The 20,318-nt window shown below is 62.7% G+C and carries 16 protein-coding genes; 6 read left to right on the forward strand and 10 right to left on the reverse strand.

Features of this window, described 5'->3' with window-relative positions; translation table 11 throughout:
- The first annotated feature begins 7 nt into the window (after window positions 1–7).
- The gene (locus KI611_RS05045) at window positions 8–901 is read left to right on the forward strand and encodes a hypothetical protein (protein WP_226418733.1); all 894 of its coding nucleotides are present in this window, start codon (window positions 8–10) and stop codon (window positions 899–901) included.
- A 70-nt stretch (window positions 902–971) separates the two neighbouring features.
- Here KI611_RS05045 and KI611_RS05050 read toward each other — a convergent pair whose 3' ends face one another.
- The 6 genes from KI611_RS05050 to KI611_RS05075 all read right to left on the reverse strand — a co-directional run bounded on the left by KI611_RS05050 (window position 972) and on the right by KI611_RS05075 (window position 9,336).
- Entirely contained in the window at window positions 972–2,219 is a 1,248-nt protein-coding gene (locus tag KI611_RS05050; protein WP_226418734.1) for an acetate kinase, read from the reverse strand.
- A gap of 121 nt (window positions 2,220–2,340) precedes the next feature.
- Complete coding sequence (locus tag KI611_RS05055; RefSeq protein ID WP_226418735.1) at window positions 2,341–3,873, reverse strand: hypothetical protein; 1,533 nt, start codon at window positions 3,871–3,873, stop codon at window positions 2,341–2,343.
- Between the two features lie 64 nt (window positions 3,874–3,937).
- On the reverse strand, window positions 3,938–5,314 hold the full coding sequence (locus KI611_RS05060) for a sigma-54 dependent transcriptional regulator (RefSeq protein ID WP_226418736.1): 1,377 nt from the start codon (window positions 5,312–5,314) through the stop codon (window positions 3,938–3,940).
- A 260-nt stretch (window positions 5,315–5,574) separates the two neighbouring features.
- Window positions 5,575–6,222, reverse strand: coding sequence for a response regulator transcription factor (locus KI611_RS05065; RefSeq protein ID WP_226418737.1), 648 nt, complete (start codon window positions 6,220–6,222; stop codon window positions 5,575–5,577).
- A complete protein-coding gene (locus tag KI611_RS05070) occupies window positions 6,219–8,906 on the reverse strand; it encodes a PAS domain S-box protein (protein ID WP_226418738.1) in 2,688 nt (895 codons plus the stop codon). The genes KI611_RS05065 and KI611_RS05070 overlap by 4 nt, the downstream gene beginning before the upstream one ends.
- Before the next feature lie 223 nt (window positions 8,907–9,129).
- Window positions 9,130–9,336 carry a hypothetical protein gene (locus KI611_RS05075; RefSeq protein ID WP_226418739.1) on the reverse strand — a complete coding sequence of 69 codons (207 nt, stop codon included), beginning with the start codon at window positions 9,334–9,336 and terminating at the stop codon, window positions 9,130–9,132.
- Between the two features lie 319 nt (window positions 9,337–9,655).
- On the opposite strand from KI611_RS05075, the gene KI611_RS05080 reads away from it, so the two are divergent.
- Both KI611_RS05080 and KI611_RS05085 read left to right on the forward strand, forming a co-directional pair.
- Window positions 9,656–10,357 (forward strand): alpha/beta fold hydrolase, encoded by a 702-nt coding sequence (locus KI611_RS05080; protein WP_226418740.1) that lies wholly within the window; start codon window positions 9,656–9,658, stop codon window positions 10,355–10,357.
- A 42-nt stretch (window positions 10,358–10,399) separates the two neighbouring features.
- Window positions 10,400–10,867: an OsmC family protein gene (locus KI611_RS05085; RefSeq protein WP_226418741.1), complete on the forward strand. Its 468-nt coding sequence runs from the start codon at window positions 10,400–10,402 to the stop codon at window positions 10,865–10,867.
- A 21-nt stretch (window positions 10,868–10,888) separates the two neighbouring features.
- On the opposite strand, the gene KI611_RS05090 is transcribed toward KI611_RS05085, so the two are convergent.
- The 4 genes from KI611_RS05090 to pepA form a co-directional block, all read right to left on the reverse strand.
- Window positions 10,889–11,953 (reverse strand): lipocalin-like domain-containing protein, encoded by a 1,065-nt coding sequence (locus KI611_RS05090; RefSeq protein WP_226418742.1) that lies wholly within the window; start codon window positions 11,951–11,953, stop codon window positions 10,889–10,891.
- Entirely contained in the window at window positions 11,953–14,442 is a 2,490-nt protein-coding gene (locus KI611_RS05095; protein ID WP_226418743.1) for an ABC transporter permease, read from the reverse strand. Before KI611_RS05095 ends, KI611_RS05090 begins: the two co-directional genes overlap by 1 nt.
- Window positions 14,439–15,092, reverse strand: a complete 654-nt coding sequence (locus KI611_RS05100; RefSeq protein ID WP_226418744.1) for an ABC transporter ATP-binding protein — start codon at window positions 15,090–15,092, stop codon at window positions 14,439–14,441. Before KI611_RS05100 ends, KI611_RS05095 begins: the two co-directional genes overlap by 4 nt.
- A 363-nt stretch (window positions 15,093–15,455) precedes the next feature.
- Entirely contained in the window at window positions 15,456–16,292 is an 837-nt protein-coding gene (gene pepA / locus KI611_RS05105) for a flocculation-associated PEP-CTERM protein PepA (protein WP_226418745.1), read from the reverse strand.
- Between the two features lie 482 nt (window positions 16,293–16,774).
- Here pepA and sufB point away from each other — a divergent pair, with 482 nt between their 5' ends.
- Genes sufB through sufD form a run of 3 tightly spaced genes read left to right on the forward strand, consistent with a single transcriptional unit; the run spans window position 16,775 to window position 20,310 of the window.
- Complete coding sequence (gene sufB / locus KI611_RS05110; protein ID WP_226418746.1) at window positions 16,775–18,223, forward strand: Fe-S cluster assembly protein SufB; 1,449 nt, start codon at window positions 16,775–16,777, stop codon at window positions 18,221–18,223.
- Window positions 18,224–18,238: 15 nt separating this feature from the next.
- Window positions 18,239–19,006, forward strand: a complete 768-nt coding sequence (sufC, locus tag KI611_RS05115) for a Fe-S cluster assembly ATPase SufC (RefSeq protein ID WP_226418747.1) — start codon at window positions 18,239–18,241, stop codon at window positions 19,004–19,006.
- The gene (gene sufD, locus KI611_RS05120; protein ID WP_226418748.1) at window positions 19,003–20,310 is read left to right on the forward strand and encodes a Fe-S cluster assembly protein SufD; all 1,308 of its coding nucleotides are present in this window, start codon (window positions 19,003–19,005) and stop codon (window positions 20,308–20,310) included. Before sufC ends, sufD begins: the two co-directional genes overlap by 4 nt.
- Window positions 20,311–20,318 lie beyond the last annotated feature (8 nt).

Genomic DNA, 20,318 nt, shown 5'->3' on the forward strand with positions numbered 1-20,318 from the left:
TCCGCCGATGACCTCCCGTCCGCGACTTTCCCGCTTGCTGCTGATGGCTGGCGTCGGCCTGTCGCTGCAACTGCTGTCGAGCGCGCCGGAGTTCAGCGCCGGCCGGTGGGTCCGGACCGTCATTGCCGAAGGCGAGGATGGGCAGCCGGGCTTCGATGGTGCGAGCAAGGTGAATGTCGTGCTGGTCGATCACGGCAGTCCGCAATGCGAAGCGGCAAAGCGCCGGGCCATCGAAGTGGCGCCGGAATTGCTGGCCCTTGCCGACTGGCCGCTGGACGCCAATGCGCCAACCGAATGCATGACTGTCCGCTATGAAACCCTGGCGGTCGTTGACGACATGCTGCCGGTCCCCGAGGTCATCGCCGATATTCCGGCCGTGGTGACGGTCAGCGTCGGCGAGTTGGCCAAGGCTGCCCCGCTCGTCTCGGCCCATGCCCGGCCTCCGTTGCTGGATGAGCATCAGAATCCCCTGGGCCAGCAGATCGCCGCCATCGATGCGGCCACCCTCGACGAAGTGCGCGGCGGTTTCGAACTGGCCGGAAGCAATCTCAAGTTGTCCTTTGGCATCGAGCGGGCGGTCTATATCAATGGCGAACTGGTCGCCTCAACCGTCCTCAACGTCAAGGATCTCAAGCTGATGGCCGGGGCCGGAGGCGCACCGCTGACCTTGCCGGCCGGCTCGAACGGGGCTCTCGGCATCATTCAGAGCGGGGTCGGCAACAACGTAACGACCCAGCTCAGCCCCAATCTGGCCGGGACTGTCATCCAGAACACCTTGAATGGGCAAACGATTCAGAACGTCACCACCATCAACGCATCGGTCAACAGCATTCAAGTGATGCGCTCGATGTCCGTGCAGTCGGCCATCCAGAACGGCATCGTCAATTCCTTGCGACGTTGAGGGCGATCGATTTAAAGAGGATGGGCCGCGCAAGCGACCCATCCTCTTTGCTGTCGGCGGGCCGCCGATCTCAGAAGGACATCGGCAAGCGGACCGACAGTGTGATGTCCGGCGTATCCCGGGTTACCCCCGCGCCGACCGAGACATTCAGCGAACGGGTGCTGTCGAGGCGCTGGGAGTAGCCGAGCAGCAGCGTCCCCAGCTGGGTGCGTACCGAGTTGAGGGCGGTTGTCCCGTTGATCTTGGTCCGGCCGACCGAGGCGTGATCGTAGCCAATACTGAATGACGAGCGTTCGTTAAGCGCCAGTCCCATGCCGAAGTTGAAGCCGATGACGGCGCCCGGCTCGATGTCGCCCAGCGATACCGGCCCCTGCGTCGTATTCATCGTCACGCCCGAGCGCTTGAAGTTGTACTGATAGTTCAGGCTGCCGAAGAACACGGCGGGGTCAGTCGGATAGAGCATGGTCAAGCCCGGCTGCAGGGTGTAGAAGCCCGAGCCGGTTGGCAGTTCCTTCTGGATCTCGTTGGAGATCACATTGGGTGACGAGGAGGTGTCGGTCAGCACTTCGAAGGGGTCCTTGCCGGTCCGGCTCTTGAAGCGCAGCGTGCCAATGTAATACGGCTTGTCGATGCCACCGTCGTTGAACTGGTAACGCCCGGTTACCTCGACGTCACCGATGCCATTGCCGGTACTCGAGAACAGCTCGTCCCGGCCCGAACCGGAGTTGATGGGGCGCGCCAGGACATCATCCGAGCGATAGACATAAGGCAGCTTGGCTTCGATTTCGAAGCGGTTGGTAATCCCCCAGCGACCGGTCAGGCTGCCGGTGAAGGTATTGCGCTTGACTTCGCGGACGTCGATCAGGCCGATCGTCAATGCCGGAATGATGGTGTAGCCGACAATCGAAACCCGGCTGCTCGACGAATAGCTGTATTGCAAGCCCGGTTCCAGCACGAATTTGCCGCGCGGCGTCAGCACCCCCGGTTGTTCGAAAATCTGCGCGACCTGCTGGGGGCGGGATTCGGCGGGTTGCGTCGGTTCCCGGCGGAGCGCCTCGGTCTGCGTCGATGAAGGCGCCTGGGCCAGTTCGAATGACTGCGGGTCCTTGATCGTCGCGCTGTTCCCCGTGCCGCCCCGCGTCGAGCGCAGCGTTTCTATTCCCAACACCTTCCTGATTTCCGCCAGTTTGGCATCCGCTTCGACCATTTGCTGGTGGAGTGCCTCGAGGCGTTTGGTTTGCTCGTTGATCTGTGAGCGCAGTTCCTTCTCCTGCTCAAAGGACAGGTCCGCCCCTTGCGCCAAACCGCTGCAAAGCATGACCAGCACACCGGTGAGCGTGCTTCTTCCGGTTGTATTCCGATATCGCGATTTGCCGTGCATTACTCTGACCTCCCCAAGAATTGAACATCATCAAATGTGAAACAGCTATTTCAAGGCGCTACGAGACGGTGCTCTCCGGGCTCCTGCCCGCCCGGTGCGATTTGAGCAAGGACGCGACGTACTCCAGGCTCTTCATGTTGCCCGGGGCGAAGGTCCGGTCATGGTCTTCCAGCTTGTCGATGGCTTCCGGCTGCATCAGTACCCGGTCGATGATGCCGAGTTGCGCCAGGACATGTTTCCGGAGTTTTTCGGCTTCTGCCTGCTCGGCACTTGCCTTTTGTTCTCGGCGGCGCAGCAATTCGCGTTCCTTGGCCAGCGCATCGAACCGCTCGATCAGATTGGCGATTGCCTGGAACTCGGTTTTCGGCATCCAGTCCGGCCGCCCGGCCGCGACAAAGACCCGGAGTTCCGCCACGTCCCAGGTCCGCGGCATCTTGCGCATCCGGCAGAGCTGGTCGACATGCTGGCTAAGCCGGCTGGCCTGGTCGGCGGTCAGCAGGTCGAGGCGGGCGTTCTGCAAGACCGCTTGCGGATCTCCCCAGGTGTCGCTGGCCTGTTCGAGCAAATGGCGGAAATACTGGATCTGGGCCGTATCGCGAATTTCCGATGCCATCGCTTCCGGAATGTCGCGGAGGACCGCGCGACTCGGAATCAGCAGGTTTTCAAAATCCACTTCCGACTTGTACACCGGCAGAAAGAGCGCATACAGCCGCTCAAAAATCGCATCCTGGAAGCGCTCCCAGATCGGCCAGGGCAGATCCTCGGGTTTTTTCAGCTTGGTCAGATCCTTCAGTTTGTTTTTGTTCGAACACCTTGAAATGGCCCGCGAGAACTCGGCCTCGAGTATTTCCGCGGCCAGCGTTTTCAGCGCCTCCCAATCTTCGTCGCGCATCAGTTTCGGCGCTGGCCGGTTGAGCAAGCGGTAGGCGAGACTCTTTTCCAGGGACGGCGTCCGGCTTCGCTGCAGCGCGCGTTCGATGGCCTCGCCCTGGATCTTTGACCACTCGCCAGGCGAAGCAAACCAGGGCCGGGTGTCGGAAAACGTGTCTTCCTCGTCAGCCGCCTGGACGAACGTATCCCGCTGTCGCCGGCGGACATCGAGCAAATAGGCGATCAGGAAACCGCTCCAGAAAATGCCCAACAGGAACAGCGGGCTGACTGGATAAAGCTGCTTTTCGAGGAGTTGGGCGTTGCCGGCCGAATGTGCGACGGATATCCATTCCTTGGTCAGGGGGCTGCCGTCGTAGCGGACAGTAAGGGAGATCCGCTGGTCGGCCGGGAGCTTCGGATAGACCATTTCAAAACTGTTGGTTGCCGGAATGGCTGCTTCCTTGACCAGATTCGAATGCTTTCTCAACTGGTAGGACGAGACAGCGTGCGGCACCTTGATCGATATCGACTCGGCGGCGCTGCGCCCGTCGTTCACAACGGCTATCTCTTGGGCGTATTCGGTTCTTCCCGGGGCCAGCGTGATCTCGATGGGCTCGGAGACAAAATAGCTCAGCCTGGCGGTGTTCTCGAAATGGTCCTTGGCGAACCAGACAACGGCCGTGATCAGGATGGTCAGGAGCAGCCCCTTGGGCACGGTCATGAGGGCACCTGTCGTGCGCCGTTGGCCGCTGCCAACCTTCGGGCAAATCGTCGAGAACGCCTCGTCACGCGCCGGCGTCCAGCTTCCAGGCGGCTTTTTCGGCGCCGGTCGCTATGTTGAGCCGGCTCATGATCCGGTAAAGCGTCACCCGGGAAACGCCCAGCTGCTGGGCGGCCTTGGTGACGTTGTTGTCGTTGGAACGCAGGCTCGATTCGACGATGTCGCGCTCAAAGGAGGCGCGGGCAGCCTCGAGGGTGACGCTGGGAGGGTCCAGGGCCAGGGTTTCCAGTCCGAGGTCAGTGGCGCTGACCAGGCGGCTGTCGCTCATGATGATGGCGCGATGCACCCGGTTGATCAGCTCGCGCACGTTGCCCGGCCAGTCGTAGGCGTTCATGGCCCGAATCGCCACGGAACTGAAAGCGCTAACCTGGCATTTCGGATTACTGGCGGTGTAGTTCCGGAGGACGTTTTCGGCCAGTAGGCGGACGTCGCCCCGCCGCTCGCGCAACGGCGGCAACTGCAACTGGATGACATTGAGGCGGTAGTAGAGGTCTTCGCGAAAGCGTCCGAGCCGGATGGCTTCCTGCAAATCGACGTGGGTCGCCGCAACCAGCCGGAAATCGACGGCAACGCCCTGACTCCCGCCGACCCGCGTGATGGTGTGCTCCTGCAAGACACGCAGCAGATTGGCCTGGAGGCTCAGCGGCAGATCGCCGATTTCGTCGAGAAACAGGACGCCGCCGTTGGCGGCCTCGATTTTTCCTGTCGTGCGTTGCACGGCGCCGGTGAAGGCGCCTTTTTCATGGCCGAACAGCTCGGACTGGATCAACTGGCTGGGGATGGCCCCGCAATTGACCACGATGAAAGGTTTTGCCGAGCGGGCCGAATAATCGTGAATGGCACGTGCCACCAGTTCCTTGCCGGTGCCCGATTCGCCATTGATGAGGACCGGCAAATCCGCGTCGAGTATTTTCTCCATCTGGCTGAAGAAACTGACCATGACCGGACTGGCGCCGCAGAGGCCGAAACGGCCGGAGTCTTCGCTTCCTTCGGCGAGCGCAAGGCGCAGACGGGCTTTGCCGCAGGCGTGGCCGATGCTCATCGCGAGGCGTCGCGGGTCGATGGGCAGCGTGTGATAGTCGTGAAAGGCATTCAGGATGAAGGCCTGAAACGCCTTGGAATTGAGGGCTTTGGTTGAAACAACGGCAATCCATTCGGTGGTCGGTGCGCAGGCGATCATTCGCTCGACTTCGTCCTGGTTGAGGACGGCTGGCGAATCGAAAACGACCAGGCCAACACTGCATGAATTTTGGGCCAGGATTTTTTTTGCTGCCGCGACCGATGCAACGCAGTGGAATACCTGATCTTCGGCACAGACCTGGCTCAACTCGTCGCATAAATTGCCGTGCGGGTCGAGTGCGAGCATATTCCGTTGTTTCATTGCATTTCCCTATCCCACCCGATGCCATTATTCTTGATCGTCATTGATCATCGATTCGAGATGATCCCCCGGCCGCATTCTCTGTAGTTGAATGTGCTATTTCCTTGCGGAAAATCCTAGCGGTAGCAGTCGCGAAGGCTGTCAGCGATTGCCGGGTTGGCTGTAGGGTTTATCTGACATTCTGGCGTAATCACGCCAGGCGGATGTCAGGCGTTCGCGGGGGGGGCCGCTAACCGGGAGATGCTGGATCCAGCGCCGGTCTAAATGCTTTCTTGCAAATGATCCAGTTTGTGCTTGAGCACGTAACGGGTGATCTCGGTATTGTGTTTGAGTTCGAGTTTTTCGAGAACCCGGGTGCGGTAGGTGCTGATGGTCTTGGGGCTGAGGTGGAGATATTCGGCAATATCGGTCAGCGGTACGCCGCGGCTGAGCATCATCATGACGTCGAACTCGCGGCGGGAAAGCCGCTCATGCGGCAGTTTTCGACCGTTGGATAGCGATCCGCTCAAGAGTTTTTCCGAAAGTTCCGGACTCAGGTAGCGGCCGCCGCCGCTGGCCCGGCGAATCGCCGCGAGCACTTCGTCGGGGGCGCTGTCTTTCGGCAGGTAGCCGGCCGACCCCGCATCGAGAGCGGCTACCGCGTATTCGTCTTCGGAATACATGCTGAAGATCAGGACGGGCAGATCCGGCTGGTCGCGCTTGATGCGCTTGAGGACCTCGATGCCATCGAGATCCGGCAAACCAATGTCGAGCAGCAACAAGTCCCAGTGCTGGGCACGGGCCATGTCCAAGGCCTGTTGTCCGGTTCGCGCCTCGCCGGCGATTTCGAAACCGCCGACGTCCGAGAGAAACTGCTTGAGTCCGCCACCGACCACCGCGTGATCATCGGCAATGAGGATCCTGATCATCTTGAGCCATCCCCCATCGCATTTTCGGAATATTCGGGCTTTCCATTGCCCGGCGGGCGTGACAGTGTGATTATTTTGCCGAGATTGCGCAGGTCTGACAATCGCCGTTCCCGGCGAATGGGGCCGAGCGGCACGCGCAGGGTGGCCACCGTTCCGACATCGATCAGGCTTTCGATGTCCAAGCAGCCTCCCAGCATCTCCAGTCGGCGCCGAATGTTCGACAGGCCCGTGCCATCGTGCCACTCCTCCGTGACGAAGCCGACACCATGGTCGGCCACGACCACCTGCAACATGTCGTCGTTCTCCCGGGTCAGCGTCAGGTCAACGCAGTCGCTGTTGGCATGTTTGACGACATTCAGCAGAAGTTCCCGAATGGCATTGAAGCACAACAGGCGGACGGAAAGATCCGTCGGTTCGATGCCGGGGGCGCTGTTCAGGGAAATATCGAGGTCATAGGTCGTGTGCATCCAGTTGCGCAGGGATTCCAGTGCCGGAACCAGTCCGCGCTCCATGATCAGCGGCGGGTTGAGCTGGGTGCCGAGGTTGCGCGCCGCCTGAATGACCTCGGTGATCTGTTCCCGTACCGTGCCGACGATCTTCAATAGTTTTTCCGGCGGCGTCCGCTCGCTGAGCCCGCTCAGCTCGAAGCGCATGGCGACCAGCAGTGGCTGGACGTGATCGTGCAATAGTTCGTAAAGTCGATCGCGTTCGCGCTGTTCGGCCCGGGTCAGTTCGCCGGACAGTTCGCGCAGGTGGGCGGCCTGTTCGGTTGTGATCGTCGAGAGCTGTTCGTTGGCGGCCTTGATCTGGCATTCGCCCTGCCGTTGTTCGGTGATGTCGAGGGCCATGCCGCCGACCAGAAGACGATCATCGGCGAGGTGGACGGGAAATCTGATCTTGAGAAAATCGCCGGGGGTGCCATCGGATTTCAGGCAGGACTCGATCAATTCGATCGGATGGTCGGTGGCGATGACGTCTCCGATGGCGCGCATGACGCTGTTCGCCTCATCCTTGGGAAATACGTCGGCGATCACCTTGCCGGTCAAATCCTCGACCGCGACATTGAACATCGTGTAGTAGCGCGGGTTGACGTACTGATAGCGGCCATCCGCATCGACGATCCACGATGCCACCGGACTATGGCTCATGAATGAGCTGAAACGATTGTCGCTTTCGAGCAGCGCCTCGCGTACCTGTTTGATATCGGTGATGTCCTGGGTGATGCCGAAGCCGCCGAGCAGATTGCCCGCGGCATCCAATTCCAGCTCGGCTTTTTCCTTTACCCAGCGCACGGCGCCCGCCACGACGAGTCGGTGGGTGATTTCGTAAGGCGTCGTGTTGGTGGCGGCATCGCGCACGGCGGCCTGCCACTCCCGGTCGACCATCGCCCGATCGTCCGGATGGACACAGGCGAGAAAGCTCTCATAGCTCTGAGGCGTGCCTTCGGGCAGACCGAAAATCCGGTAGTTCTCTTTCGACCAGGTCAATTCATTGCGCCGTACGTCGAGCCGCCAGCTGCCGATCCGCCCGACGGCCTGGGCCCGGTTCAGGTCCTCTTCGCTGAGACGCAGCGCCGATTCGATCTGTTTGGTCGACGTGATGTCTTCGGTGGAAATGATCAGGCCGGCAATCTCGTCATTTTCGTCGCGCCACGGGATGACCGACCAGCGCAGCCAGCATCGTTGTCCGTTGGCCAGAACCCACAGGTCCTCGTCGTTATGTGCGGGTATGCCAGCCAGCCCGTCGCGGTGAATCTGCCGCCAGCGCTCCGGTATGTCCGGATAAACCTCGTAGTGGTTGCGCCCGCTCAGGTCGCTATGACTGCTGGCATGATTGCTTGGCCAGCGCCGACTGTGGGCGATGTAGTTCATCCCGCGGTCGAACATGGCAATGCTGATCGGGGCTTCCCTGATGAAAATTTCCAGTTGTCGCCGGCTTTTCACCAGGGCATCCTCGACTTCGCGCCGTTTGGTGATGTCCCGCAGGACTATGGTCGTAATCACTTCCCCGGCCACGGCGCTTTTCGAGACGGAGGCTTCCATCGGAAACTCGTTGCCAGTCTTGTGCACGCCGATCAGTTCTGTCCGTGACGCCGAGCCATTGCCGGAGACGGCGCCAGCGTGGAAGAAAGCGAAATGCTCCGCGTGCTTTTCCTGATAGAGGCACGGGATCAGCCGCTCCAGGCCGCTGCCGAGAACCTCGGCCTTGGTATAGCCAAAAAGCTGTTCGGCGGCCGGGTTGAAAATGATCACCCGCTGCGCGGCATTTACCGAAATGATCGCGTCCAGCGTCGAGTCGATAATTCCAGCCAGCCGAATACGGGTGTCGGCCAGCTCGTCCTTGACTCCCTTGTGGTTGGCCGCTTCGTGCTCGAGCAGGCTGACCCGCCGGATGGTGCGTTTCTGAAAGAAGGCGACCGTGAACACAATACCGAGCGACGAGATGACGAACGGAACCGCGCTCTGGACGGTGCTTGAGAGATCCTTGAATGTCCAGTACGGGGAATGAAAAATGAAGTCGGCGATCAGCGCATCGAGGACAATGACCAGAATCCCCGGCCCGATGCCGCAGAGGAATACAGTGATGGCGACTCCGGGATAAAAAGCCAGGTAAGCCAGTTCGTTACTGATCGGCAGAAAGGCCATCCGGATCAGCAGCATCAGCGCCGATATGCCGATTGCCATGGTGTATCTCTCGACCGCCGGACGATGCTGGCAGGAGAGGGCGTTTGCGTCAATCAAGCGAAAGGGGCGGGGGGCGATCGCGGGCAAAGACGGGAGCTTTCGAGGAGGGATTTAAAAGGCGTAATAGCGGACCACCCTACCAGAACGCGAAAACCTCCGGAATCAGGTTTCCCTTACATCCGCTTCAACGTTCGTGGACATCCGTATTGCCGGGTAAATAAGATCAATGATGCCAGTCGGTGGCACGGCAACGCTCGGGATGCAGCAGAACCCGGGTCGCGATACTCAGGGGGACTCCTTCGACGTCCATCGCCAACGCACCGGCCGACAGACCATTCAACAACGCCACGGCCAGGCCTCGCTCGACGGCGGCGGCAAGATCCTTGTCGGCCCGCACGTGCATGTCTTGGTCGTTCGGATTGTCACTCATCGGACTGCTCCTTTCACTTTTGATCTACCGATATATGACATGCCAAAGCTCATTTGGTTCGGCGGCCATGCCCAAGTCCGCCCCTCGCTGTCTTGCTGGCGACGCTCGACGGGCACACGCCGGAGCTGGCTTGAACGCCATTCCAGGCCGCCGGCCTTAACTGTGCGATAGCGCACAGACTTTTACCGCAGGCCGGGGGCATGCTGTCAACGAAATTGCCGATCGACGAACACTGCGGTAATGCCGTATGGCGAGCCAACCGACTGGCTTGCGCGGTTTGCGGCTTGCCTCCCCGGTGAGCGCCTTTAAGGGAATAGCCATGAAACCGAAAATCCTGTTGCTGCCTGGTCTGCTCAACGATGCCAGCCTTTTTACCGAGCAGATGGTCGCCCTCTCCGCGCTGGGTTCGGTGCAGGTTGGCGACCTGACGCGTTCAGATAGCATCGGCGAGCTCGCCGCCGACGTCCTCGCCGGGGCGCCCGACGGTCGCCTGGTGCTGGTCGGCCTGTCGATGGGCGGCTATGTCGCCTTCGAAATCATGCGCACGGCGCCGCAGCGGGTCGCCGCCTTGGTCCTGATGGATACCACGGCGCGGCCCGATACGCCTGAAGCCAGCGCGTTGCGCGAGGAACTGATCAAGCTCGCCGAGACCGACCTCGAGGCGGTCACCGAGCGTTTGCTGGCGCGCCTCTCGCATCCAGATCTGATGAATCAGCCGGCCGTGCGCGGCGTCATCCAGTCGATGGCCAGCGGCCTCGGCAAGGAAGTCTTCATCCGCCAGCAGCGGGCCATCATGAGTCGGCCGGACAGCCGGCCGACGCTGGCCGGCATCGCCTGTCCGACGCTGGTGATCTGCGGCCGCGAAGATCAGATCACGCCGCCGGAAATGGCTGAGGAAATCGCCGCCGGGATCAAGCACGCCGAGTTGAAGATCATCGAGCAATGCGGCCACCTGTCTACGCTCGATCAGCCGGAGCAGGTCAGCAATCTGCTGCTCGAGTGGATCAAGGCACTGAAGTAATGCGGCGTTCTGGATAAGCATTTCTGATTGGAGAGGCCCGGCATGAAACGTACAGCATCAGCCGTCTGGAGCGGTCGGCTCAGGGATGGCCAAGGCAAGATAACGACCCAGAGCACCATCCTGATCAACACGCCGTACAACTTCGGCACCTGTCTGGAAAACGAACCCGGCACCAATCCGGAAGAGTTGATTGCGGCCGCCCATGCCGTCTGCTACAACATGGCCCTTGCCGCACAGTTGGGCGAGTGGGGCCTGACGCCGGAGCGCATCGAGACGAGCGCTGCGGTCACCCTGAACCGGCTCAAGGACGGGTTCTCGATTACCGAGGTCCATCTCGATCTGGTGGCCAGCGTCCCGGGCGCGGATCGGACGACTTTTGCGGCGCTGGCCAACAAGGCCATGACGGATTGTCCGGTTTCCAGGCTGTTGAATACCAAGCTCACGCTGGATGCCCGACTGGATACCTCGCGCCCCAAAGCGTCGCCGGCGGCATCGTGGCTCGCGCCGTGAGACTGCGGTGACGGGCGAAACTCAGCCGAGCCGGATGCTTTCCCCGTAACCGGTCATCTCCAGGTAGCCGCGGCCGGCGTCACGGCCATCTTCCAGTAACCGGACAGCGCCCTCCCAGTAAATGGCGCCGGTCGACGGCCGGCTGTCCAGTTCCTGATCGTCGATCAGAGCCTGCAGCAGAAAATTCCGCCGGCCGACGCGAATCCGCCATTCCACCGGGTAAGTAATGGCGGTGCGCGGCGATTGCCAGTGGCGCACGGCCTCAAAGCTCACGGCGTGCGGCGGGAATGTGTGCGTTGCGCCGCCGGCCGGCCGGAAACTGGCTGCCGACCACTGCGCCGATTGAGCCCGGTCGCGCAGCCGGAAGGCCATCAGCGCGCTACCGTCGGCCAGATTGATGCCGATCCAGTCCCAGCCTTGCGCGCCTTCCGGCAGCAAGGCGCTCGACCACTCATGATCGAGCCAGGCGTGACCGGTGGCGCGGCTGGTCCGTCCGGCCAGCGTGACCGTGCCGGCGACCTTGAGTTGCGGGCGGCTGTAGTAATAGCTGGCGTGGCGCTGATCGGCCGCCTTGCGGCTGAAGCCGGCCAGGCCGTTGAGCATCGGCGGACCGCTCGGGGCGAGGCTCAGGGCATAGGCAAAGTCGGTGCCCTGGACGGTGGCGCGATAGCCGTCGGGGGATTGCTCGAAACGCCAGTCGCCGATCCAGACATTGGTCCGGTCGGTGGCATAGCCGGCGCGGCCAAAGCCGACCCGGGCCGCGCGTTGATCATGGCGCAGGCGACCGAGACCGGGATCGGCGATGGCGGCATGGGCAAGGATCAACTGGCGAGGCGCGAAGGCACTGGCGCTGGCTTCGCCGATGCCGGTGCGTACGCGGAAAAAGGTTGTCTGAAAGCCGAGCGGGCTGCCGTCCGGCAGGCTCAGCCAGCCGGTGGCATACCACCATTCGGTACGAAAATCCGGATGGGCGCCGTGATCGGCCGGGAAGACAAGCGGCCGGCCGGGGCGGACCGGCGCGAACTCGACTGCCGCGGCCGGGGTCGCCAGTGCGGCCAGCGCCAGGAGAAAGTCGCGCCGCTGCATCACCAGTCCTCGCGCACCGCCAGAACGGCATCCTGGCGCATCGCCTGCCGTCCGGCGAGGACCGCCGCCAGAGCGGCCAGGGCGATCAGTCCGCTGGCGAAGACGGCCAGCGAGCCCCAGGGAACGCGGAGATCCATGCTCCAGTGGAAGCTTTGCCGATTGATCACTTCGATCAGCACCAGGCCGATCGCCCCGCCCGCCAGCAGCCCGGCGATGACGCCGACGCCGGCCGCCAGGGCGCCTTCCTGGGCGAGCATCCAGCCGATCTGGCGGCGGCTGAGGCCGAGGTGGCGGAGCATGCCGAACTCGCGCCGGCGGGCTGCCGCCAGCGCGGCGAAACTGGCGGCGACGCCGGCCAGACCGATGGCGACGGCAACCGCCTCGAGCAGGTAGGTGACGGCGAAGGTGCGGTCGAAAATGCCTAGGCTGATCGCCCGGATCTCGCCCGGCCGGGCGACTTCCAGCCCGCCGGGGCCAGCCAGCGCGCCCAGCGCGGCGGCCACCTGGCCGGCATCGGCACCCGGCGCCAGGTAGATTGCCGCATCGTTGATCAGCCGGTCGCCGCTCAGGCGCTGGTAATCGGCCAGATCGATCATCACCGCCCCGGTCTGCCGCGCATAGTCGCGCCAGACGCCCGCCACATGCAGATTGACCTGGCGTCCGGCGAGCGGCAGGGCGACCTGCTGCCCGACGCGCCAGCCGTAAATGTCCTGCATCGCTTCGGAAATCCAGATCGCCGGGCCGCCATCGGGCCGGCTGGTGCCGACCAGCGGCAATTCCTTGCCGTCGCGCGACAGCGGCCGGGCGATCAAGGCGACCGGCGCTTGCCCGTCGGCCAGCCGCAGGCTGTCGTGGCGGGTGAAGTTGCTGCGCTCGATGCCCTTTACCGCCCGAATTTCGGCTTGCAGTGTGTCGTCGAGATAGTTGCTGCCTTGGGCCTTGCCGGCCCGCAGATAGAGATCGGCCGGCAGAATCTGGTTCAGCCACTGATCGACCGAATCGCGGAACGAAGCGACCATTATGGCCATCGCCGCTGCCAGGGCGACGCTGGTCAGTACGCCGGCCGCCGCGACCACGGCATGGCCGGGCGCCGCGCCGAGACGGGCCGCCGCCAGCCGGGCCGATACCGGGCCGCGCGCCGGCAGCAGGCGGGCGATCCCGGCGGCCAGGCGCGGCAACAACATGACGCTGCCGGCCAGCAGGCAGGCGACCGCCAGATAGCCGCCGACCGGCAGCCCGGCGAGCGGCGGAATGGCGCAGGCGGCCAGGCTGGCGCCGAGCAGGCCGAGGCCCAGCCATGGATGCCCGTGGCCGCCGGGCAGCGCGCCTTCATCGCCGGCCTTCAGCGCCTGGGCCGGCGCTACCGTTGCCGCTTCGCGGGCCGGCAACCAGGCGCCGGCGATGCCGGCCAGCAGGCCAAGGGCGACATAGGCCGCGGTGACGTCCGGCTGAAATTGCAGGGTCGGCGTCAGCCCGGAAAAATAACCGGCTCCGAGATCGCCGCCGAGCGCGGCCAGTGCCGCCCAGGCCAGTCCGTGCCCGAGGATGACACCGAGCACCCCGCCGATCAGGCCGACTACGGCCCCTTCGCCGAGCAGCCAGGCGAACAGGCTGCGCCGCGCCAGGCCGAGGGCGCGCAGAAAGGCGAACTCGGTCCGCCGCCGGACGACCGACAGGGCCTGGGCGGAGAAGACGAGAAAGCCGCCGGTGAGCAGCGCAATCGTCGCCAGCAGCGTCAGATTGACCCGATAGGCCCGCGACAGATTGCCGGCCTGATCGGCCGCGGCCTGTGGTGCTTCAATCAGCACGCCGGGCGGCAGCAACACTTGCAGGGTTCGGCGGGCCGTATCCGGGGGCACGCCATCGGCCAGCCGGAGATCGAGGCGGCTGATCCGCCCAAGCATGGCGAAGTGGGTCTGTACGGCAGCGATATCCATCACGGCCAGCCGGCGGTTCTCGGCGGCGCCCGGAATGTCGCCGGCAATCCGGAAGCTGGTGCGCTGCGTCCCCGTCTGCAACGCGATGTGCTCGCCGGGCTGGAGGCCGAGGGCAGTTTGCGTATCGCGGCTGAGAAAGATGGCGTCCTCGGCCAGCGTCGCCAGACGATCGGCCGGCTCGTTGGGCCGCGGCAGCAGGGCCGGCGTCACCCGGGCCAGCGCGAAGACATCGATTCCGAGCAATTGCAGGGTTTCTTCGCTTGCCGCCCGTTTGACTTCCAGTTCGATGACCGGGCTCGCCTCGGCGACCTCGGGTCGGCTGGCGAGCACGGCATAGAGATTTTCGTCAAAGCCGCGCCGTGGCCCGACGATCTGCAGGTCGGCCTGACCGGCCAGCGTGCGCAGGCCGCGGCCGAATTCGCTCAGGGCCGCCTGATGGACGGCCTGGACCGCCATGCCGAGGGCCACCCCGAGAACGATGGCGAGCAGCGAGAACAGCGTCGCCATCCGGCGCCGGGCCAGCGAACCGAGAAAGACCGGCGCCAGTCTCATGCGTCCAGGCCGTTTGCCGTCAGGTGCAGCACGCGATCCGCGGTGGCCGCGGCGGCCGGCGAATGGGTTACCAGAATGCCGATGGCGCCCGATTGACGGATGCGCTCGGCGAGCAGGGCCAGCACCTTGGCGCCGTTCGCCGGATCGAGGTTGCCGGTCGGCTCGTCGGCCAGCAGCAGGCGCGGCCGGTGCACCAGCGCCCGGGCAATGGCGACCCGCTGCATTTCCCCGCCGGACAGCTCGCGCGGCCAGCTGGCGGCCCGCTCGCCGAGACCGACCGCTTCGAGCAGCGCTTGCGCCGGTACGTCGGCCGTGGCGCCGGCCAGCCCCTGCAGCCAGAGCGGCAGCGCCACATTCTGGCGGACGGTCAGATGCGGCAACACGTGAAAGGCCTGGAAGACGAAACCGAGCTTGTCGCGCCGCAGGCGGGTCAGGCTGTCCTCATCCTGCCGCGAGTAATCGACCCCGTCGAGGATGAGCCGGCCGGCATCGGGCCGATCCAGTCCGGCAATCAGGTTGAGCAGCGTGGACTTGCCGACCCCCGACTCGCCGACGATGGCCACGTACTCGCCGGGCTGCAAACGCAGCGATACGGCGCGCAGCACGCTGCGGCCATTGAAACTGCGGGCCAGACCGGCGATTTCAAGCATTGCCGTTCCTGCGCATTAAGGCTTTATCCGCCATTCGACCACCTCCGGAAAATGCCTGGTCAGCATAGGGGATTTACCCTGTCTCAACACGCTTGTGCGTCAATGATGCCGCGCCAGCCGCCGGTTGGCAGGCCGGGGCAATTGGGCTGATGAAATTCAGGAAATTGTGTCGGTGATGGATGGGTTGGTGCTTGAGTGGCGGGGATCCTGACTCGCTAAAAATAAAAAAGATCTCGCCCGCGAGAGCAGTGGTCGATCAAAAGCTGCTTCTCTCGTCAAGTTTGAGACACCTCGAGACTATCGAAAAAAAACCGCGCGACATCGTCGCGCGGCTTCCTCGAAATCTACGGCTGGGAAAAATGCTTAAACAGCCTTACGTTTGCGGGAGGTGAATCCCATGCCGACCAGACCCAAGCCCAGCAAGGCAATGGCCGACGGTTCCGGGACGGCAAAGTAAGCATTGCCTTGTCCACCGGTCTGGGCGACAGTGCCGCCCGGATTGAAAGCGCCGGCAACGCCATCAACATCGGAATTGATATCCAGTACCATGTGGAAAGGATTTGGCGCCGGCCACAAAGCCAGACCAAACGGATTGGCGCGAGTGAAATCACCCCAGATCACTTCAAAGCTGCCGTTTGCCGCGTCGTTGTTACCGAGATTGGTCAACACTGCACCACCGGAAAGGAGGGCCGAAGCGCTTCCCAGTGCAGCATCAGCGGTGAGTTGGGATAAACTATTACCAATGGGTGAAAAGTCGGCAAAGGCGTTAAACGAACCATTGGCCACGGCGACACTCAACTGATTTCCGTTAATCGTTGCTGTGCCGGTTATCGAGAAAGTAGCCCACAGGCTGTATGCCTGACCAAGAGCGGAAGATACTTGCGTCCCTTGCGTGACGCCTCCGGGAACGTAGCCGGTGTAGTAGTTGCTTAACTGGACACGGCCGGTTTCGGTAAAGCTTGCCACGCCATTCTGATTGAAGGCGCCTTGCGTAATGGTGGCTTCGTACACCAAAGACATGTTGTTGGCTGAGAATGTCGTCGGGCGATTCAACGCAGCAGCCAGCACTGCAACGGTATTGTTGCCAGAGGCAGCGTCGACGGCCAGTTCGTTTACAGTCCACGGCAGCGCCGGTGCGGCCATTGCAGGCATAGAGCCGATGCCTGCAAGAAGCGCGACTGCCAATAGTTTTTTATTCATGATTTTCTCCGAGTCTTAAAAATTGAGGGGACTAATTACCTATCTGATGCGGCCAGTTGCGGGATTCATTGAGCATGACGCGTGCCAGCCACGGTGCGCTGAATAAATTCTTATATTTATCAATTGTTTGATGTTTTTTTGTGGGTGCCTTGTTGTGCGTGCCATACCCGTTTTGAATGAACTCGTATCAGATGTGAAACGATCGGCCACGACCGCGGCAGCTTGATCGGGAATTCGCCACCGGTTTATGGAGTGGCGGCGCTATTCCGCTCCTCGCCATATTTTCGGAATGACCATTTCATGCGGGTTGGCGCCGATTTTCTGGGGCGGTGGCGAGGATTTTTGCCAGTGTAAGATTTTCCGACACTTGGCCTTGTCGGGGGTGATCGGCGCGGCAGGCGGTGCTTCGCTTCGATTTGTCGCCGGCCGGAACAATGGTGTCGTCAGTCGGTCCTAAGTAAGACCCCGGAAGGAGGCGACTGATGGCCACCGAAACGACGAAACTCGACGAACTGATCAGCGGCGATTATCCGCATGGTTTTTTCACCGCTCTGGAGACGGACAGCCTGCCGGTCGGGCTGGATGAAGCGGTCATCCGGCTGATCTCGGCCAAGAAGAACGAGCCGGCGTTCATGCTCGAATGGCGCCTGCAGGCCTATCGCCACTGGCTGACGATGAGCGAGCCGCAATGGTCCACCATTCACCATCCGCCGATCGACTATCAGGGCATCAGCTATTACTCGGCGCCCAGTTCCGGCAAGGATGGCCCGCGCAGTCTGGCCGACGTCGATCCCGAATTGCTGCGGACCTATGAAAAACTCGGCGTGCCGTTGCAGGAGCGGGCGATTCTCGCCGGGGTGGCGGTCGATGCGGTATTCGACAGCATTTCCGTGGCGACTACCTTCAAGGAGCAGTTGGCCGGGCTCGGCATCATTTTCTGTTCCTTCTCCGATGCCGTCCGGGAACATCCCGATCTGGTCCGCCAATATCTCGGTTCGGTCGTGCCCTACACCGACAACTATTTCGCTGCGCTCAATTCGGCGGTGTTTTCCGACGGTTCCTTCTGCTACATCCCGCCCGGCGTGCATTGCCCGATGGAGCTATCGACCTATTTCCGCATCAACGCCATCAACACCGGGCAGTTCGAGCGCACGCTGATCATTGCCGACCGGGGCAGCGAAGTCAGTTATCTCGAAGGTTGCACCGCGCCGATGCGCGACGAAAATCAGCTGCATGCGGCGGTCGTCGAACTGATCGCGCTGGAAGGTGCCGAGATCCGCTATGCCACGGTGCAGAACTGGTACCCCGGCGACAAGCAGGGCAAAGGCGGCATCTACAACTTCGTCACCAAGCGCGGCGAATGCCGCGAGGCCAATTCGCGGATTTCCTGGACCCAGGTCGAAACCGGCTCGGCGATCACCTGGAAGTACCCGAGCGTGATCCTGCGCGGCGACAACTCGCAGGGCGAATTCCATTCGGTGGCGCTGACCAACCATTACCAGCAGGCCGATACCGGGACCAAGATGATCCATCTCGGCAAGAACACGCGCAGCAACATCCTCTCGAAAGGCATTTCGGCCGGCCACGGCCAGAATGCCTACCGTGGCCTGGTGCGCATGGCGAAAAGCGCCGTCGGCGCGCGCAATTACAGCCAGTGCGACTCGCTGCTGCTGGGCGACAAATGCGCCGCCCACACTTTTCCCTACATCGAGGTCAAGCATCCCTCGGCGCGCGTCGAACACGAGGCCACCACCTCGCGCATCGGCGAAGAGCAGCTTTTCTACTGCCAGAGCCGCGGCCTGTCGCCCGAGGATGCGGTGTCGATCATCGTCAATGGCTTCTGCAAGGAAGTTTTCCAGAAACTCCCGATGGAATTCGCCGTCGAAGCGCAAAAGCTGTTGGGCGTCAGTCTGGAAGGCAGCATCGGTTAAAGGAGAACAGGCATCATGCTGGACATCCGCAACTTGCACGTCAGTGTCGATGGCAAGCCCATTCTCAAGGGCCTCGACCTCAGCATCAAGGCCGGCGAAGTGCATGCCGTGATGGGCCCCAACGGCTCCGGGAAAAGCACGCTGGCCCATGTTCTGGCCGGCCGCGAGGGCTATCAGGTGAGTGCCGGCGAAGTCATTTATCAAGGCCGCAACCTGCTTGAACTGGCGCCGGAGGAAAGGGCCAGGGAGGGGGTCTTTCTCGCCTTCCAGTATCCGGTCGAAATTCCCGGCGTCGCCAATGTCTATTTTCTCAAGGCGGCGCTCAATGCCATGCGCCGGCACCGGGGCCAGCCGGAACTCGACGCCATCGATTTCCTGACGCTGATCCGGGCCAAACTGAAACTCCTCGAGATGGATGAAAAGCTGCTCTATCGCCCGGTTAACGAAGGCTTTTCCGGCGGCGAAAAGAAGCGCAACGAAATCCTCCAGATGACGCTGCTCGAACCGACGCTGGCCCTGCTCGACGAAAGCGATTCCGGCCTCGACATCGACGCCCTCAAGGTCGTCGCCTGCGGCATCAACAACTGGCGGAGCGCGCAGCGGGCGGCGCTGCTGGTGACCCATTACCAACGCCTGCTCGACTACGTCAAGCCGGACCGGGTGCATGTTCTGGCCGATGGGCGGATTGCCCGCTCCGGCGGCCCGGAGCTGGCGACTGAACTCGAACGCACCGGCTACGGCCGGCCGGCCGACCTGCCGGATCGGGTGGCGGCGCGGCCATGAACGCCCCGTTGTCGGTTGCCGCCGATCGTTATCTCGACGCCTACAGCCGCATCGCCGCCACCTTGCCCGGCCACGGCGCCAGCTGGCTGGACCGGGCCCGCCAGTCGGCCATCGAGCGCTTTGCCCGGCGTGGCTTTCCGACGCGGCGCGACGAGGACTGGAAATACACCAGTGTGGCGGCCATCGAAAAAGGCGAGTTCGACCTGTTGCCGCCCCCGATCGGCACCAGTCTGGCCGCCCAGGTCAGCCGCCTGGCGCTGCCCGGCAGTCACTTGCTGGTTTTCGTCAATGGTCGCCTGGAGACCGGCTTGAGCCACCTCGGCCGGCTGCCGGCGGGCATCGTGCTGGGCAGCCTGGCCTACAGCCTTGACCAGCATCCTGGCGAACTGGAAAAAGAGCTGCCCGCCACCGACGGCGCATCCGCCTTCAGCGACCTGAATCTCGCCTTGATGGCCGACGGCGCCTATATTCGCCTGCCGCCCGGAGCGCACGTCAAGGGGCCGATCCAGTTGCTCTTCCTGACCAGCGAGGCCAATCTCGCCATCCACTTGCGCAATCTGGTGCTGGCCGGGGCCGGCAGTTCGGCCAGCATCATCGAGCACCATGCCGCGATCGGCGCGCCGAGCTATTTCACCAATACGGTGACCGACATCGTCTTGGCGCCGGGGGCCGGCATCGAACACTACAAGCTGCAGCAGGAAAGCCCGGCGGCGTTCCACATTGCCGCGGTCAATGTCGCCCAGGAGGCCGACAGCCGCTTCGTCTCTGGTTCCTTTTCCCTTGGCGCGCAACTGGCCCGCGTCGATATTACGGTCGGGCTGCAAGGGGCGGGTGCCGCCTGCGATCTGGACGGCCTTTATGTGGTCGATGGCCCGCAGCATGTCGATCACCATACCTGCATCGATCACCGGCAACCCGGCTGCACCAGCCGGGAGTTCTACAAAGGTGTGCTCAACGGGGCGGCGCACGGCGTTTTCAACGGTCGCGTCGTCGTTTATCGCGATGCCCAGGGCAGCGATGCCGTGCAATCGAACCGCAATCTGTTGCTGTCCGACAACGCCGAGATCGATACCAAGCCGCAACTGGAAATCTGGGCCGACGATGTCAAATGCAGCCACGGCGCGACGGTTGGCCAGCTCGACCCGGCCCAGATCTTCTACCTGCGCTCCCGCGGCATCGGCGAAGCCGCCGCCCGGAGCCTGCTGACTCGGGCCTTTGCCATGGAAGTCATCGACCGCGTCCGCATCCTGCTGCTGCAGGAAAGGCTGGACGACCTGCTGCAGCACAAGCTGCCGCGCTCGTGAAGGAAAAC

It is taken from the genome of Dechloromonas denitrificans (assembly GCF_020510685.1).
In the GTDB taxonomy this organism is placed as follows: domain Bacteria; phylum Pseudomonadota; class Gammaproteobacteria; order Burkholderiales; family Rhodocyclaceae; genus Azonexus; species Azonexus denitrificans_A.

Excerpts from the sequence above, each read along its gene's own strand:
- KI611_RS05045 (WP_226418733.1), top strand. The coding sequence starts at position 8 with ATGACCTCCCGTCCGCGACTTTCCCGCTTGCTGCTGATGGCTGGCGTC.
- KI611_RS05050 (WP_226418734.1), bottom strand. The coding sequence starts at position 2,219 with ATGCTTTGCAGCGGTTTGGCGCAAGGGGCGGACCTGTCCTTTGAGCAG.
- KI611_RS05055 (WP_226418735.1), bottom strand. The coding sequence starts at position 3,873 with ATGACCGTGCCCAAGGGGCTGCTCCTGACCATCCTGATCACGGCCGTT.
- KI611_RS05060 (WP_226418736.1), bottom strand. The coding sequence starts at position 5,314 with ATGAAACAACGGAATATGCTCGCACTCGACCCGCACGGCAATTTATGC.
- KI611_RS05065 (WP_226418737.1), bottom strand. The coding sequence starts at position 6,222 with ATGATCAGGATCCTCATTGCCGATGATCACGCGGTGGTCGGTGGCGGA.
- KI611_RS05070 (WP_226418738.1), bottom strand. The coding sequence starts at position 8,906 with ATGGCAATCGGCATATCGGCGCTGATGCTGCTGATCCGGATGGCCTTT.
- KI611_RS05075 (WP_226418739.1), bottom strand. The coding sequence starts at position 9,336 with ATGAGTGACAATCCGAACGACCAAGACATGCACGTGCGGGCCGACAAG.
- KI611_RS05080 (WP_226418740.1), top strand. The coding sequence starts at position 9,656 with ATGAAACCGAAAATCCTGTTGCTGCCTGGTCTGCTCAACGATGCCAGC.
- KI611_RS05085 (WP_226418741.1), top strand. The coding sequence starts at position 10,400 with ATGAAACGTACAGCATCAGCCGTCTGGAGCGGTCGGCTCAGGGATGGC.
- KI611_RS05090 (WP_226418742.1), bottom strand. The coding sequence starts at position 11,953 with ATGCAGCGGCGCGACTTTCTCCTGGCGCTGGCCGCACTGGCGACCCCG.
- KI611_RS05095 (WP_226418743.1), bottom strand. The coding sequence starts at position 14,442 with ATGAGACTGGCGCCGGTCTTTCTCGGTTCGCTGGCCCGGCGCCGGATG.
- KI611_RS05100 (WP_226418744.1), bottom strand. The coding sequence starts at position 15,092 with ATGCTTGAAATCGCCGGTCTGGCCCGCAGTTTCAATGGCCGCAGCGTG.
- pepA (WP_226418745.1), bottom strand. The coding sequence starts at position 16,292 with ATGAATAAAAAACTATTGGCAGTCGCGCTTCTTGCAGGCATCGGCTCT.
- sufB (WP_226418746.1), top strand. The coding sequence starts at position 16,775 with ATGGCCACCGAAACGACGAAACTCGACGAACTGATCAGCGGCGATTAT.
- sufC (WP_226418747.1), top strand. The coding sequence starts at position 18,239 with ATGCTGGACATCCGCAACTTGCACGTCAGTGTCGATGGCAAGCCCATT.
- sufD (WP_226418748.1), top strand. The coding sequence starts at position 19,003 with ATGAACGCCCCGTTGTCGGTTGCCGCCGATCGTTATCTCGACGCCTAC.